Annotated in this window: 11 protein-coding genes; 8 read left to right on the top strand and 3 right to left on the bottom strand. The window is 64.9% G+C overall.

Annotation, left to right across the window (positions count from 1 at the left end; translation table 11 throughout):
• Window positions 1–6: 6 nt before the first annotated feature.
• Genes ACE10X_RS34750 through ACE10X_RS34720 form a run of 7 tightly spaced genes read left to right on the top strand, consistent with a single transcriptional unit; the run spans window position 7 to window position 7,048 of the window.
• Window positions 7–1,194, top strand: coding sequence for an acetyl-CoA C-acyltransferase (locus ACE10X_RS34750; RefSeq protein WP_375763439.1), 1,188 nt, complete (start codon window positions 7–9; stop codon window positions 1,192–1,194).
• 21 nt (window positions 1,195–1,215) lie between these two features.
• Entirely contained in the window at window positions 1,216–2,226 is a 1,011-nt protein-coding gene (locus ACE10X_RS34745; protein ID WP_038387731.1) for a nitronate monooxygenase family protein, read from the top strand.
• Window positions 2,227–2,238: 12 nt separating this feature from the next.
• Window positions 2,239–3,012: an enoyl-CoA hydratase-related protein gene (locus ACE10X_RS34740; protein WP_038387732.1), complete on the top strand. Its 774-nt coding sequence runs from the start codon at window positions 2,239–2,241 to the stop codon at window positions 3,010–3,012.
• A 41-nt stretch (window positions 3,013–3,053) separates the two neighbouring features.
• Window positions 3,054–4,214, top strand: coding sequence for an iron-containing alcohol dehydrogenase (locus ACE10X_RS34735; RefSeq protein ID WP_375763438.1), 1,161 nt, complete (start codon window positions 3,054–3,056; stop codon window positions 4,212–4,214).
• Window positions 4,215–4,241: 27 nt separating this feature from the next.
• On the top strand, window positions 4,242–5,048 hold the full coding sequence (locus ACE10X_RS34730) for a glutathione S-transferase (protein ID WP_038387743.1): 807 nt from the start codon (window positions 4,242–4,244) through the stop codon (window positions 5,046–5,048).
• Window positions 5,049–5,088: 40 nt separating this feature from the next.
• Window positions 5,089–5,790, top strand: a complete 702-nt coding sequence (locus tag ACE10X_RS34725; protein ID WP_038387734.1) for an SDR family NAD(P)-dependent oxidoreductase — start codon at window positions 5,089–5,091, stop codon at window positions 5,788–5,790.
• A gap of 55 nt (window positions 5,791–5,845) precedes the next feature.
• Entirely contained in the window at window positions 5,846–7,048 is a 1,203-nt protein-coding gene (locus ACE10X_RS34720; protein WP_038387735.1) for an ABC transporter substrate-binding protein, read from the top strand.
• A gap of 18 nt (window positions 7,049–7,066) precedes the next feature.
• Here ACE10X_RS34720 and ACE10X_RS34715 read toward each other — a convergent pair whose 3' ends face one another.
• Window positions 7,067–8,623, bottom strand: coding sequence for a hypothetical protein (locus tag ACE10X_RS34715; RefSeq protein ID WP_038387736.1), 1,557 nt, complete (start codon window positions 8,621–8,623; stop codon window positions 7,067–7,069).
• Between the two features lie 15 nt (window positions 8,624–8,638).
• Window positions 8,639–9,829, bottom strand: a complete 1,191-nt coding sequence (locus tag ACE10X_RS34710; protein WP_038387744.1) for a glycosyltransferase family 4 protein — start codon at window positions 9,827–9,829, stop codon at window positions 8,639–8,641.
• Window positions 9,830–10,108: 279 nt separating this feature from the next.
• Between ACE10X_RS34710 and ACE10X_RS34705 the strand changes: the two genes are divergently transcribed.
• Complete coding sequence (locus tag ACE10X_RS34705) at window positions 10,109–12,217, top strand: GumC family protein (protein WP_038387737.1); 2,109 nt, start codon at window positions 10,109–10,111, stop codon at window positions 12,215–12,217.
• Between the two features lie 107 nt (window positions 12,218–12,324).
• Here ACE10X_RS34705 and ACE10X_RS34700 read toward each other — a convergent pair whose 3' ends face one another.
• Window positions 12,325–13,650 (bottom strand): lipopolysaccharide biosynthesis protein, encoded by a 1,326-nt coding sequence (locus ACE10X_RS34700; protein WP_375764632.1) that lies wholly within the window; start codon window positions 13,648–13,650, stop codon window positions 12,325–12,327.
• Window positions 13,651–13,859: the final 209 nt, after the last annotated feature.

The raw sequence follows: 13,859 nt of genomic DNA, 5'->3' as shown, positions 1-13,859 counted from the left end.
GCAAGCATGTCACAGGATGCAGTCATCGTTTCCACCGCGCGCACCGGCGTCGGTAAGGCCTATCGCGGCGCGCTGAACAACACCGACGGCCCGACCCTCGCCGGTCATGTGATGGCTGAGGCGGTGAAACGTGCCGGCATCGCGCCCGGCGAGGTCGAGGACGTGGTGATGGGCTGCGCCATGCAGCAGGGCACCATGGTGATGAACGTCGCGCGCAAGGGCGCCATCCGCGCCGGGCTGCCGGTGACGGTCGCCGGCACCACCATCGACCGGCAATGCGCCTCCGGGATGCAGGCGATCGCGGTCGCCGCCCGCTCGGTGATGCTCGACGGCGTCGAGATCGCGATCGGCGGCGGCATCGAGTCGATCAGCCTGGTGCAGAACGAGCACATGAACAGGTTCCATGCCGTCGACGACGAGCTGATGGCGATGAAGCCCGAGATGTACATGTCGATGCTGGAGACCGCCGAAGTTGTCGCCGAGCGTTACGGGATCGGCCGCGACAAGCAGGACGAATACAGCCTTGAATGCCAGCGCCGCGTCGGCGCCGCGCTGCAGGGGGGCCGGTTCAACGACGAGATCGTGCCGATCACGACCAAAATGGCCGTGGTCAACAAGGACACCAGGGAAGTCAGCTTTCAACAGGTGACGCTGGCCAAGGATGAAGGTCCGCGGCCCGATACCACGGCGGACGGGCTCGCCAAGATCAAGCCGGTGTTCGAGGGCAAGACCATCAGCGCCGGCAACGCCAGCCAGCTCTCGGATGGCGCATCGGCCTGCGTGATCATGAGCGACAAGGTTGCCGCGCAGAAGGGCCTGAAACCGCTCGGCATCTTCCGCGGCTTCGTCGCCGCCGGCGTCGAGCCGGACGAGATGGGCGTCGGCCCGGTTGCCGCGATTCCGCGGCTCCTCAAGCGGCACAATTTGAAGATCGACGACATCGATCTCTGGGAGCTCAACGAGGCCTATGCGGTGCAGGTGATCTATTGCCGCGACAAGCTCGGCATCGATCCGGACAAGCTGAACGTCAATGGCGGCTCGATCGCGATCGGCCATCCCTACGGCATGACCGGCGCGCGGCTCACCGGGCATATCCTGATCGAGGGCCGGCGGCGCAAGGCGAAATACGGCGTGGTGACCATGTGCATCGGCGGCGGCATGGGCGCGGCGGGCCTGTTTGAAATCGTCCACTGAGCGGAAACGCGGGAGAGACTTGTGAAGACAGCAATCACTGAACTGTTCGGTATCCAGCATCCGATCATCCAGGGCGGCATGCACTATGTCGGCTTCGCCGAGATGGCGGCGGCGGTGTCCAACGCCGGGGGCCTCGGGATCATCACTGGCCTGACCCAGCGGACGCCGGAGCTGCTGGCGAAGGAGATCGCGCGCTGCCGCGACATGACGGACAAGCCGATCGGCGTGAACCTCACCTTCCTGCCGAGCTTCACCGCGCCACCCTATCCCGAGTACATCGCGGCGATCCGCGAGGCCGGCGTCAAGGCGGTGGAGACCGCCGGCCGCAGCCCGGAGCAGTACATGCCGGCGCTGAAGGCGGCCGGCATCAAGGTGATCCACAAATGCACCTCGGTGCGGCATTCGCTGAAGGCCGAGAAGATCGGCTGCGACGCCGTCAGCGTCGACGGTTTCGAGTGCGGCGGCCATCCCGGCGAGGACGACATCCCGAACATGATCCTGCTGCCGCGTGCGGCGGACGAATTGAAGATCCCGTTCGTCGCCTCGGGCGGCATGGCGGACGCGCGCAGCCTTGTCGCCGCGCTGTCGATGGGCGCTGCCGGGATGAACATGGGCACGCGCTTCATCGCGACCAAGGAAGCACCGGTTCATCCCAATGTGAAGCAGGCGCTGCTCGACGCCGACGAGCTCGATACGCGCCTCGTCATGCGCGCGCTGCGCAACACCGAGCGGGTGCTGAAGAACAAGGGCGTCAATGAGCTGCTCGAGATCGAGCGCGAGAAGGGCGCCAGGCTGAAGATCGAGGATATCCACGAGCAGGTCGCCGGCGTCTATCCGAAGGTGATGATCGACGGCGAGATGGATGCCGGCGCCTGGAGCTGCGGCATGGTGGTCGGCCTGATCAATGACATCCCGACCGTCAAGGAGCTGATTGACCGCATCATGGCTGAGGCCGAAGCGATCATCCGGCAGCGGTTGACCGGCTTCCTCGACGGCAAATTTGAAACCACGCCGGCCCGCGCCGTCGCCTGACGGGAGAGTGCCATGACTGAGCATGTCAAGGTTGAGATCGCCGCCGGCGTCATGACGCTGACCTTGCAGCGGCCGGAAAAGAAGAACGCGCTGACCGGCGCGATGTACAATGTCATGTCCGCGGCGCTCAAGCAGGTGGAGGCGGATGCCTCCGTCCGGGTGATCCTGTTCCAGGGCGACGGCGACAGCTTCACCGCGGGCAATGATCTGGGTGACTTCGCAAGCCAGGCGCGCGGTGAAAGCGCCGTCGACAGTCCGGCCCACACTTTCATAGAAACCATCAGCAAGGTCGGCAAGCCGATCGTCGCGGCTGTGCAGGGCAATGCGGTCGGCGTCGGCACCACCATGTTGCTGCATTGCGACCTGATCTATCTCGCCGAGAACGCGCGGCTGATCACGCCCTTCGTCAACCTCGCGCTGGTGCCAGAGGCGGCGTCGAGCTGGCTGCTTCCCTTAAGGATCGGGCATGCGCGCGCCTATGCGATGTTCGCGCTCGGCGAACCGATGGACGCGCAGGGCGCGCTGGCATCGGGTCTCGCCAACGCCGTGGTGCCGCAGGCCGATCTGCGCAAGAGGGCGCATGACGCGGCGGTCGCGCTGACCAGGCGGCCGGCGGGGTCGCTCAGCATGACCAAGAAGCTGATGCGCGAGCAGCAGAAGATCGCGGCGCAGATCGCCGAGGAAGGCGTGTTGTTCAAGGAGCGGCTGACGACGCCCGAGGCGCGCGAGGCCTTTGCCGCGTTCGCCGAACGGCGCCAACCGGATTTCACCAAGCTGTCGGCCTGACCGGCGGCGTAACTCACGGACACATCGAGGGAGTGAAAAGCATGGACGTCGTCGGCAGCCATCAATACCCGACCATGGAATCCGTGATCTACGGCAGGCCGGCGGCCGAGGCGCTGTGCGAGGAGGCCGAGCGGCTGGGCGCCAGGCGCGTCTATCTGATCGCCAGCCGGACGTTGAACACCACGACCGACGCGATCGAGAAAATCCGTCAAGCGCTCGGCGACCGCCATGCCGCGACCTTCGACGGCGTGCCACAGCATACGACGCGGGACGTGGTGACGCAGATCGCGCGGCAAGCCAGCGAGGCCAAGGCAGACCTCGTCGTCGCGATCGGCGGCGGCTCGGTGGTCGATGCGGCGAAGATCGTGCTGATGTGCATGGAGCACGAGATCTTCGAGTCTGATGGCCTCGACGGCTTCGAGACCACGCCGGACCGCCGCTTCGGGCCGTTCCGCTCGCCGAAGGTGCGCATGATCGCGATCCCCAGCACGCTGTCCGGCGGCGAATACAATTCCGGCGCGCTGGTCACCGATACCAGCCGCAAGCTGAAGCAGATCTTCAACCATCCGATGATGATGCCGCGCAGCATCATCCTCGATCCCGCGATCACGAAATATACGCCCGAGAAGCTCTGGCTCGGTTCCGGCACGCGGGCGATGGATCACGGCATCGAGGCGATCTGCTCCAGCCGGCCGAATGTGCTGGTCGGTGCGGTGTGCCAGCAGGGGCTGCGCTATCTGCACGACGGCCTGCTGCGCACCAAGGCCCACCCTGACGACGCGGCGGCGCGGCTGAGTTGCCAGCTGGGCTCCTGGCTGTCGGCGTTCGGATTGCAGTCGCGGGTGCCGATGGGCGCCAGTCACGCCATCGGCCATGTGCTCGGCGGCACCTGCGACGTGCCGCATTATTTCTGCACCGCGGTGATGATGCCGAGCGTGCTCCGCTACAACCGCCCGGCGACGGAGGCAGCCCAGCAATCGATCGCCGCCGCGCTCGGCGCGCCGGGACGCGATGCCGGCGAGGCGTTCGCCAGCTTCATCGCAGAGCTCGGCCTGCCGCGCCGGCTTGCCGATGTCGGCGTCGGCGAAGATCGGTTTGAGCTGATCGGCCGGAACGCCATGCTGTCGATCTTCACGCGGGCCAACCCGCAGCCGATCCGCGAACCCGCCGACGTCGTCAAGATCCTGAAGCTGGCCGCCTGAGGCTTGCTGGAACGGGAGCAGTTTATCATGGCCGCCTTGCGCATCTTCTCCTATTTGCCGAACCCGCGCGTCTGGAAGGCAACCATCGCGGCGCGGTTCTGCGGTGTCGATGTCGAGGTCAGGGGCGCCTCCGGCAAGGAGTTGCGCGACTGGTTGTGGGACTATGATGCCCGTCCGCTGGCGGAGCATGAGCGTGCCTCGCTGTCGTCGCTGGCGCGAACCGGGCGGGTCGGACTGACCGGCGCGCAGCTCTTCAAGACCGATGCGTTCATGGCGGCGCAGCCGTTCGGCAATGTGCCGGCGGCATTCGGCGCCGACGGCAAGGTCGGCATCTTCGAATCGAACAGCATCATGCGCGCGGTGGCGCGGCTCGGCGAGGCCGCGTTCCCGCTCTACGGGCGCGACGCCTATGAGGCGTCGAGGATCGACAGTTTTCTCGATGTCAGCCTGGTGATTGCGCGGGACTCGCAAATCTATCTGCTGGCGCTGTCGGGCGGCACCGTCGATGCGGCCATTCACGCGCGGGCGAAGGATGCGTTCGCGATCTATGCGTCCGGGATCGAGCAGGCGCTGTCGCCACGGCGGGAGGTGCTGGTCGGGAACGGCATCTCGATTGCCGACATCTGCTTTGCCGCCGAACTCGCATTGTTCATGAACGAACACGCACGGGCCGAGCAGCTGCGCAAGCAGGGATTGGCGAAAATCCTGCACCCGGGCGTGCAGAATGAGTATCCGCTGATGTTTGCGCACTTTGACCGCCTGATCGCGCACGAGCATATCAGGCCGGACCTCAAGCCTTACGTCGAGAAGCTGCTGTCGAAGGCGGCCGCCTGACCATGAAGGCCACGACACCGCAACGCGGAGGGTTGATCGCATGACCGCACCTGTCTGTCTGATATCCGGCGTCGGTCCCGGCACCGGTTCGGCGCTCGCCCGGAGATTCACCGAGGGTGGCTACCGCGTCGCGCTGCTCGCCAGGAACGAGGCGCGTCTTGTCGCGCTCGAGCAGCAGCTGCCGGGCGCAAAAGCCTATCGGTGCGATGTGTCCGATCCCGCGCAGGTCGAGGCGGTGGCCTCGGCGGTGGAGCGCGATCTCGGCAATCCCGCCGTGGTGATTCATAACGCCGTCGGCGGGGCGTTCGGCACCTTCCGCGAGATCGATCCGGAGATTCTCAATCGCAACTTCCAGGTCAACACGATGGGACTGTTGTACCTGGCAAGGCGGTTCGCGCCGGCGATGATCGGTGCGGGCACGGGCGCCATCGTCGCGACCGGCAATACCTCGGCGTTGCGCGGCAGAGCCGGCTTCGCGGGGTTCGCGCCGACCAAGGCAGCGCAGCGGATTCTCGCCGAGGCGATGGCCCGCGATCTCGGGCCGCAAGGTGTTCACGTCGCCTATCTCGTGATCGATGCCGTGATCGATCTGGAGTGGACGCGCAAGCGCTGGCCGGATCGGCCGGACGACTTCTTCATCAAGCCGAAAGCGATCGCCGACGAGGTCTGGCACGTCGCCCATCAGGATCGCAGCGCGTGGTCGTTCAATGTCGAGATCAGGCCGTTCGGCGAAGCCTGGTAGCGCCGCGCGGCGGTTGCAGGAATTGGTCAATTCATAAAAGCTCAGGAGGAATTTCATGCTGTTGAAGACGTTTGCCGTGTCCGTTGCGATGCTCGCGGCATTTGCCGTAGCTCCAGTCCGCGCCGAAACGCCGGGGGTGTCGGAGTCGGAAATCAAGGTCGGGGCGACGTTCCCGTTCAGCGGGCCGGCGTCTCCGCTCAGCAACACCGGCAGGGGCCTCATCGCCTACGTCCATTCCGTCAACGACCGCGGCGGCGTCAACGGCCGCAAGATCAACCTCATCACCTATGACGATGCCTACACGCCGCCCAAGGCCGTGGAGCAGACCCGCAAGCTGATCGAGAGCGACGAGGTGGCGTTCCTGTTCAGCCCGCTCGGCACGCCCGGCATCGGCGCGACCATCAAATACGTCACCGCGAAGAAGGTGCCGCATCTGTTCGTCGTCAGTGGCGCGACCAAGTTTGCGAACTTCACCGAGTTTCCGCTGACCACCACGGGGCTGCCGAGCTACAACACCGAAGGAAAGATCTACGCAAAATACATCACCCGAACGGCCCCCGATGCGAAGATCGCGATCCTCTACCAGAACGACGATCTCGGCCGCGATTTCGTGGCCGCATTCAAGGAGGTGCTGAAGGCGGATTTCGACAAGAAGGTGGTGACGTCGCCCTATGAGGTCACCGAGCCGACCATCGAATCCCGCGTGGTGACGCTGAAGGCGTCGGGTGCGCAGGCGTTCCTGATCGCCGGCACGCCGAAATTCGCGGCGCAGGCGATCAAGAAGGCGAACGAGATCGGCTGGTCGCCGCTGACCATCGTCAACTACGTGTCGAGCTCGGTCTCCGCGACGATCGTGCCGGCGGGCGCGGACAAGGCGGTGGGCGTTGTCGTGGCGACCGTCACCAAGGATCCGAACGACAAGAAATGGGCCGAGGACGCCGGCATGAAATGGTATCGCGCCCACTTCGAAAAATATCTTCCCGGCGCCGATATCGGCGACAACAATTATCTGTTCGGCACCCAGCAGGGCCAGATTCTGGAACAGGTGCTGAAGCAGTGCGGCGACGACCTGTCGCGCGAGAACATCGTCAAGCAGGCGCGCAACATCAGGGGACTCGTGCTGCCGACCCTGATGCCGGGCATCACCATCAACACAGGTCCGGACAACAGCATGGCCTATACGCAGCTTCAGCTGCAACGTTGGACCGGAAGCTCATGGGAGCAGTTCGGCGGCGTGCTGAGTGCCGACCCGAACTGAGCCGGGTCGACCGAGGCGCTAGTGGAGCCGACGTGCGATCGGCTTCGCCAGCGTGCCTTGCCACTCCCGCTGCGCCGGCCGGTCGCTTGACCGCAGGCTGTTCAGCAAGGCGGTGGCCTTCGGCTGGACCCGCGAGCCGTCGATCACCTCGAGCTGGCCGCAGCGGTTGAGCGTGTGCAGCTTGCGTCCGGTCCACAGCGGCCCGGGCTTGAGCAGATGGCGCACGGCCTGCCGGTAGGTCGTCGGCGACAGTTCGAGCACTTCCGCAAGTCCGAGCGCCGCGCCGTATCCGTTGCTGCAGTCCTGCACCGGGCGCCACAGCTTGCCATTGATGGTCACGAAATTGCCGGCCGGCCGGGTCGTCGCGCGATCCATCAGGATCGGATTGCTTGCATGCGGCCGCCAGGGGCCGAACAACTGCTCGGCGTAATAGATCGCCAGCGTGTCGGAATACCCGCCGGTGCCGTCGCGCCAGGCTCCGAACATGTAGTAGAGGCCGTCATGCTGCGTGATGGTCGCGTCGGCGAGTTCGAGCCCGGACAGCAGCGTGCCCTGCCGTTCCCACTTGTCGGGAAAGCGCACGCATTTGTAGATCGGGACATCCCGATGCGCGGTGCTTTCCGGGATCATCCACAGTTCGCCGTTGCTCTCGATCAGGAACGGGTAGGACAGGTGCCAGGGCTCTTCGAGCACCGGCAGCACGGTGCCGACGGGACCGTTGCCGTCGAATTCGATCGCGGAGATGATGCCCTTGCCGGTGCGGTGGTCGAGGTCTTCGAAGAACACGAAGGTCCTGCCCTGCCACTTCACCGGGACGGGATCGGCATAGAAGTGATTGCCGGGATCGCCGAGCACGTTCCAGGCGGGTCCCGACAGGTCACCGGTCCGCCAGACATCCGCGTTCTCGGCGTAGCGCCATCCGACATGCCAATGCGGCGCGTAGCAGCAGAGACGGTAGATTTCCTTCGCGATCGAGGTCGCGACGCCGCGCATGACAAAGGGCGCGGGATTTCGCGGCGCGCTGCCGGCCGCCGGAGCAGCCAGTTGCGGGACCAACCGCGGAGCCCCCGACAGGATCGGCGGCAGCATGGAAAGCGTGCGCGCCATCACCGTTTCGAGCCCGCCGCTCAGGCCAGCGGCGATTTCCGCCGAGGGATGCCCGCGGTCCATCACCATGCCGTCGAGTTCGTTGACGATTTCAATCACCGGCAGGTCGCCGGCGAGAATGGCGGCCAGCGCGGCGGCTTCGCCCGCCTGTCCGTTGAAGCGTGGCCGGAGATAGAGCCTGGCGGAGCAGTTCGGGTCCCGCTCGGCAGTGGTGAAGTCGACCACCACCTCGGGGTTGCCCATGCGCGGTCGTTCCGCAATCGTTTTCAGCCTGTCGGCATCGCCCGCCTTGCCCTTGCGCAGCACGATGCGTTCGAGTTCGAACAGCATGTCGAGGCCGGCGGGCCTCGGCCCCGGCGTCTTAGTCCAGGCGATTTGAACGGGAATATCCTGATCGCTGACGCGCAGCGTCTCGCGACGCATCCAGAGTCGCGCCTGCGCGCGATCGCAGCGAAACTCGATAATCATGTCCAGCCCAATTTCCTAGTGCGCGTCCACTCCCACGGCATTGCCGAGAATGCGGACGTATTCCTCTATCATGGCATCCAACGAATAACGCGACTTCAGGCCCACGGCACTTTGCCGCAGCTGGTCGCTCAACAAACGATCGGTCAGGACTTTCGACACGGCGGCCGAAAACTCGGCCTCATTCGCGGCGTCAACGAACACTGCGACAGGCTGTCCCTGGTAGGACAGCACCTCGTGCAGCACGGGAAGATCGTTGACGACGCAGGGAATGCCGGCGCTCGCGGCTTCCACCGCGGCGAGGCCGAAGGTTTCGGCCTGCGTCGGAAATACGAAGACGTCGAGGCACGCCAGGAAATCGGCCATCTGGCGCGGTGGAATCTCGCCGATGAAGTGCAGCCGGTCCGAGACTTTCAGCTCGCTCGCCAGGGCTCGCAGCCGTTCCTCGTCCGCGCCTTGTCCGGCGAGGGCAAGGTGCCAGGACTGGTCGGAGGCCAGCAGGCGAATTGCCGCATCGAGCCGTTTGTGCGGATGCAGCCGTGCCGCGCAGCCGAGCAGGGTGCGATCCGGCGGCAGCTTGAACTGCTGCCGCGCGACGTCCTTCGGCAGGCTGTGCGACTTGTCGTCGAAGCCATGCGGGACGTGCTGCATGCGCGAGCGATAGGGCGCGGGATAGCGCGCGTATTCACGCTCCATGTCGCGCGAATTCAGCGTGATGCACTGGAAGAAGCCGGTCGAGCCCATGATGATGTCGGCGGCGCGAACCGGCATGCTCATCGACATCGCCGAAGACACCTGATTGGCGATGACAGGAGCGCGGCTGACGAGCCGCGACACGCCTCCGCCGATCACATTGCCGAAGTGCTGGAAGGTCAGCACGACATCGGGCCTGAGGGTCCTGAGATGACCGCCGAGCGTCCACAGCATCCGCAGCAGGGCCAGCGGATTTCCCGGGCGGCTCGGCGCGCAATAGAATGTATTGGGCGGCTCGTCGAACGAATCCGATTTGCGGAAGAAGAACAGGTTGGCGACGTCATAACCGCGCGCGGTGAGGCCCGCGCCGACCAGCCGCGATATCTCCTGCGCGCCGGCATTCTCGGCCTGGGTCTGTACCAGGACGACACGCAGCTTTGGGTTGCTCTTGTTCGATTGATTGCGTGATGCGGTCGATGCCTCGCGCAATTCTGTGCTTGGCCTGTAATGGAGCACGGCTTCCTCACCCGTCGAAGGAGTGGAGACGGCCCCCTCGCTATTGCGCGCGTGCTTATCACGCGAAGCGCGCTCGTACACCGAGTAGCGCGTGTTGAGGTTACTGCTCATTTAGTGCGGTCAGACATCGCCAGCAATCGAGAGCCATTGTCCCACACAAAGGGTACAGCCGGCTCGTTAACTAATTGGTTACGGCCGCATGAAGAGGGGGTAACCGTGGATTAACCATAGATATTTACGTTGGAGCGGTACTGTCAGTTGAATTCGAGTCACAGCCTCATGAAGTTCGGTAACCGCGTAGGCTCGAGCCGTTCCGAAGCCACGGAACCCGCCGCGTCGTGGGAAACTGCCGGCGTGCCGGCCAGCCGGTCCTCTGCGGAAACCACCAAGGGCGTGCTGAGCATTCCCGGCGTGGTGGCATTTTTCCGCGAGAACGGTCAACGCATTCTGATGCTCGCCGCGGTGATCTTCGCGGTCGGCGTCATTCTGCTGATGTTGATACCGGCGCGCTATGCCGCGACCGCGCTCGTCGTGGTCGACCCGCGCGAACAGCGCGTAACCACCGATCAGGATGTCCTGCCGGGGATCGGCCAGGACGCGGCAGCACTGCAGAGCTATGTCGAGATCGCCAAATCCGACGGATTTCTCGGGCCGCTGATCGAGCAACTCAAGGTCGCCGAGGACAGCGACATCTCCGGCGGCAGGACCGACCCCACGCGTCTGCTCGACCGGTTTCGCAACCGGCTCGACATCTCCCGGCGCGGATTGACCTATGTCATCGCCATCAAGTTCACGTCCAACAATCCGCAGCGTGCGGCGTATTACGCCAATGCGGTGGCTGAGGCGTTCGTCGCCAGCCAGCGTGGCACGCGCAGCGTGGCGACCGACGAAGCCGCCGACTGGCTGAAGAGCCGGCTCAAGACATTGAACGACCGCTTGCGGTCTTCGGAAGATGCCGTTGCGAAGTTCAAGCTCGAGCACCGGATCGTCAATGCCGGCAAGGAATCGACGACGCAGCAATTGCGCGTCACCGATCTGACCCAGCAGGTCGCCGCCGCGCGCGCCCGCACCGAGGAGGCCAAGACCCGTTATGAGCAGCTGCAACGCGACCTGAAGGCCAATGTCGACGGGCCCGTCAAGCAGGACCTGCTGAGTGCGCTGCGCGCCCAGCGCTCCGCGCTCAACGACCAGATCGCACAGAAGCGCGGGGTGCTGGGCGACCGTCATCCAGACCTCGTGATGGCTCTCAGCCAGCTCAGCGATCTCAACCGACAGATCGAGATCGAGCGGAAGAAGAACATCGACACCGCGAAGTCGGAATATGAAGCGCAGCGTGATCAGCAGAAGGCGCTCGAGGATCAGCAGAAGGCGGTCGAACAGCAAATCCTGGTCGACGGTCAGGCGCTCGTCAAGCTGCAGGAATTGCAGCGCGACGCCGATGCCAACAAGAATATCTACGAGCAATTCCTCTCGCGCTACAAGACCACCGACGAGCAGCGGCTGCTGCAGAGCTCGCAGACCAAGGTCGCATCGCCTGCGACGCCGCCGGTGCGCTCGACGCTGCCACCGCTTCCGCTGTTGCTGGTCGCGCTCGCGATCGTCTCGCTGCTGACATCGACGGCGATCGTCGCCGTTCCCGGTCTGAATCTGAAGCAGCTCCCGATCAAGGCCATTCCGCCGGTTCGTCGGGCCGAGGCGCCGGCGCCGCCGGCGCCTGCCGCGCCGCAACCAGCGCTGCCGCCGGGATTGCCGGTGCTGGCCCGGATTCCCAACATTGCGTCGCCGAACGCCGTCAGGAGCGTTTGGCAGACCCCGATCGCGACGACGGCCGAGCCTGATCTCAGTCCGCATCTTCAGCTGCTGATCGAGAACATCGAGCAGCTGCCGGGAGACCACGGCAAGGTGGCGCTGCTGCTGTCGGTTGAGGGCGGTGCTGGCGGCAGCACCGTCGCACGGTCGCTGAACCGATCCGCCGTCAAGAACGGCATGCTCAGCGTCCTGATCGAGATGGAATCCAGGCGCGCCGAGGCCGCGCCGCCGCAAGGATCGGGGATCATCAAGGCCGATCTGCCGTCCGTCGTCGAGCTGCTGGGCACCAGCAGCAAGGCGCCGCCCTATCCGCCGGACGATATTCGCGCCGATTTCGGCCTGATCATCGTCGACGCATCGTCGCTTGCCCTGCAGCCGGCCGCGGTGGCGCTGGCTGCCCATGCCGACCTCGTGATCCTCGTGGTTCGCGAAGGGGCTGCCAACTCGGCTGCGATCGGCAAGGCGCAGGCCGATCTATCCGGGTATGGTTCGGTCCCGACCGCGCTGGTCATCAATCGCGTGGCGGTCAATGCCGCCGTTCGCGGTCCCCAGGGCGAAGCGCTGGGCCTGGCGAGCTGAAGGCGGTTCGGCTGAAGCCAGAGCCTTTTCCGTTCACATAGTATCGGAACGCGACTCTGGGTTCTTGTTCTGACGCGAGCCGGAAGCCACTTCGCTCGAAAAACGCTCTAGTCGTTGCTGTCCGCAACGCGGACCGCGTAGGCGTCACCTTTCGACGGCCACAGATGCGACAGCACCAGAATGGATGGGTCGACGCCGGTCCGCCGCCGGCACAGCACGTTGAGCGCGATGGTGGCGACGACCAGCGAAACCGTCGCCGAGATCGCGGCGCCGAGCACGCCGAGCCAGGGGATCAGCACGACAAATCCCAGCAGCCGCAACGCCACATTGGCTGCGACGACGGGAACGTAATCGCGCTCATGGCCTGTCAGCTGCAGAACAGCAGCGGAGGGCCCGCCCGCCGCCTGGAAGGCCGTTCCGATCGCGAGCACGATCAACACCCACTGCTGCGCCGCAAAGTGCGGCCCGAACAGGCCGAGCAGATGGGGGGCGCCCACCCAGACAATGACGAGGCCGCTGAGCACGCAGAGCGCGGTCACCTCGGCCATCAGCTTCAGCGTATGTTCGAGCTCGTCGTGATTTTTGCTGAAGTACAGCGAGGGGAGCCGGCGCGCCCCGAACGTGTACAGCGCGGCCGACAGCATGGCGAAGATGTTCGCCAGTCGCGAGGCGGCGAAATAGACGCCGGCGGTGGCCGGATCCAGCATCCAGTAGACCAGGATGACGTCGAAATACTGGTTTGCCGCTTCGAGAATGGAGGCGAGCCAGAACCGGAATGCGCTCCTGTTCCAGCGCGAGGTCTCGAAGCGCGCCGTGACCGACCGCAGGTTCGGCAGCACCCGTACGATCGATACGATCTGCACGACGAGCCCGAGCGCCATCGCGGCCGACATCGCGCTGAACAACTCGGCGGGGGTGAGCTGCCGGTGGCCGAACAGCACCGCGATCAGGAACAGGACGACGGCGACGCGCCAGAAGAACTCCCGATTGCCTTCGCCCATCAGGATGCTGACCAGCGATCGCGCGATCTGGCTGCCGAGCATGAGCCCTGCATTGACCGCGGTGAACGCCGAGACCGACAGGATCAAGAGCCACCACTCGCCGCGAATGCCTGCCACCGCGGCGATCGAGGCGATCGAAATCAGCATCCCGATCACTGAGTTCCTCATGCTCGTCAGCAGCACACCCTTGGTGAAGTCGGTCTGGCCGCGCACCTCATACTCATTGAGAAACCGAACCAGGAGCAGCTCCTGGCCGACCAGGCCCACGACCGAGGCGATCTGGGCGACGGAGAGCAGGGTTGCGAAGTGTCCAAACGCGTCGGGCGTCATCGCCCGCGCGGCCAGCGAGAACAACGCGAATGCGAGCCCGCCGCTACCAACCTTGAGCAGGATGGTCCCGGCAACGCCGCGCGTGACGTCGCGCCGTAACAATTGGAACACGGAGGCAATCACCAGAGACGTCTCAATATCCAGTCGGGGCTGTTGACCGTAGCAATCGGTGAAGCCTGGAGTATTAATGTTCTCTTGCTAAGATTCCGTTCCTTTCGAATGGCTTCCGGGCCCAACGCAGTTGTGAACGGTGCCAGGTCGCGTTGCTCCATTCTGGAACGGCGCCGTCTGCGCTGTCTCCAAACGGCGCA

Source organism: Bradyrhizobium sp. Pha-3, from assembly GCF_042258325.1.
GTDB classification, from domain to species: Bacteria; Pseudomonadota; Alphaproteobacteria; order Rhizobiales; family Xanthobacteraceae; genus Bradyrhizobium; species Bradyrhizobium elkanii.
Note: the sequence above shows the minus strand (reverse complement) of the source record. Positions and strands in the feature narration are given on the sequence as shown.

What these genes read in the sequence shown, in the direction of transcription:
- ACE10X_RS34705 (WP_038387737.1), top strand. Translation starts at nt 10,109, where the DNA reads ATGAAGTTCGGTAACCGCGTAGGCTCGAGCCGTTCCGAAGCCACGGAA.
- ACE10X_RS34735 (WP_375763438.1), top strand. Translation starts at nt 3,054, where the DNA reads ATGGACGTCGTCGGCAGCCATCAATACCCGACCATGGAATCCGTGATC.
- ACE10X_RS34740 (WP_038387732.1), top strand. Translation starts at nt 2,239, where the DNA reads ATGACTGAGCATGTCAAGGTTGAGATCGCCGCCGGCGTCATGACGCTG.
- ACE10X_RS34715 (WP_038387736.1), bottom strand. Translation starts at nt 8,623, where the DNA reads ATGATTATCGAGTTTCGCTGCGATCGCGCGCAGGCGCGACTCTGGATG.
- ACE10X_RS34725 (WP_038387734.1), top strand. Translation starts at nt 5,089, where the DNA reads ATGACCGCACCTGTCTGTCTGATATCCGGCGTCGGTCCCGGCACCGGT.
- ACE10X_RS34750 (WP_375763439.1), top strand. Translation starts at nt 7, where the DNA reads ATGTCACAGGATGCAGTCATCGTTTCCACCGCGCGCACCGGCGTCGGT.
- ACE10X_RS34730 (WP_038387743.1), top strand. Translation starts at nt 4,242, where the DNA reads ATGGCCGCCTTGCGCATCTTCTCCTATTTGCCGAACCCGCGCGTCTGG.
- ACE10X_RS34720 (WP_038387735.1), top strand. Translation starts at nt 5,846, where the DNA reads ATGCTGTTGAAGACGTTTGCCGTGTCCGTTGCGATGCTCGCGGCATTT.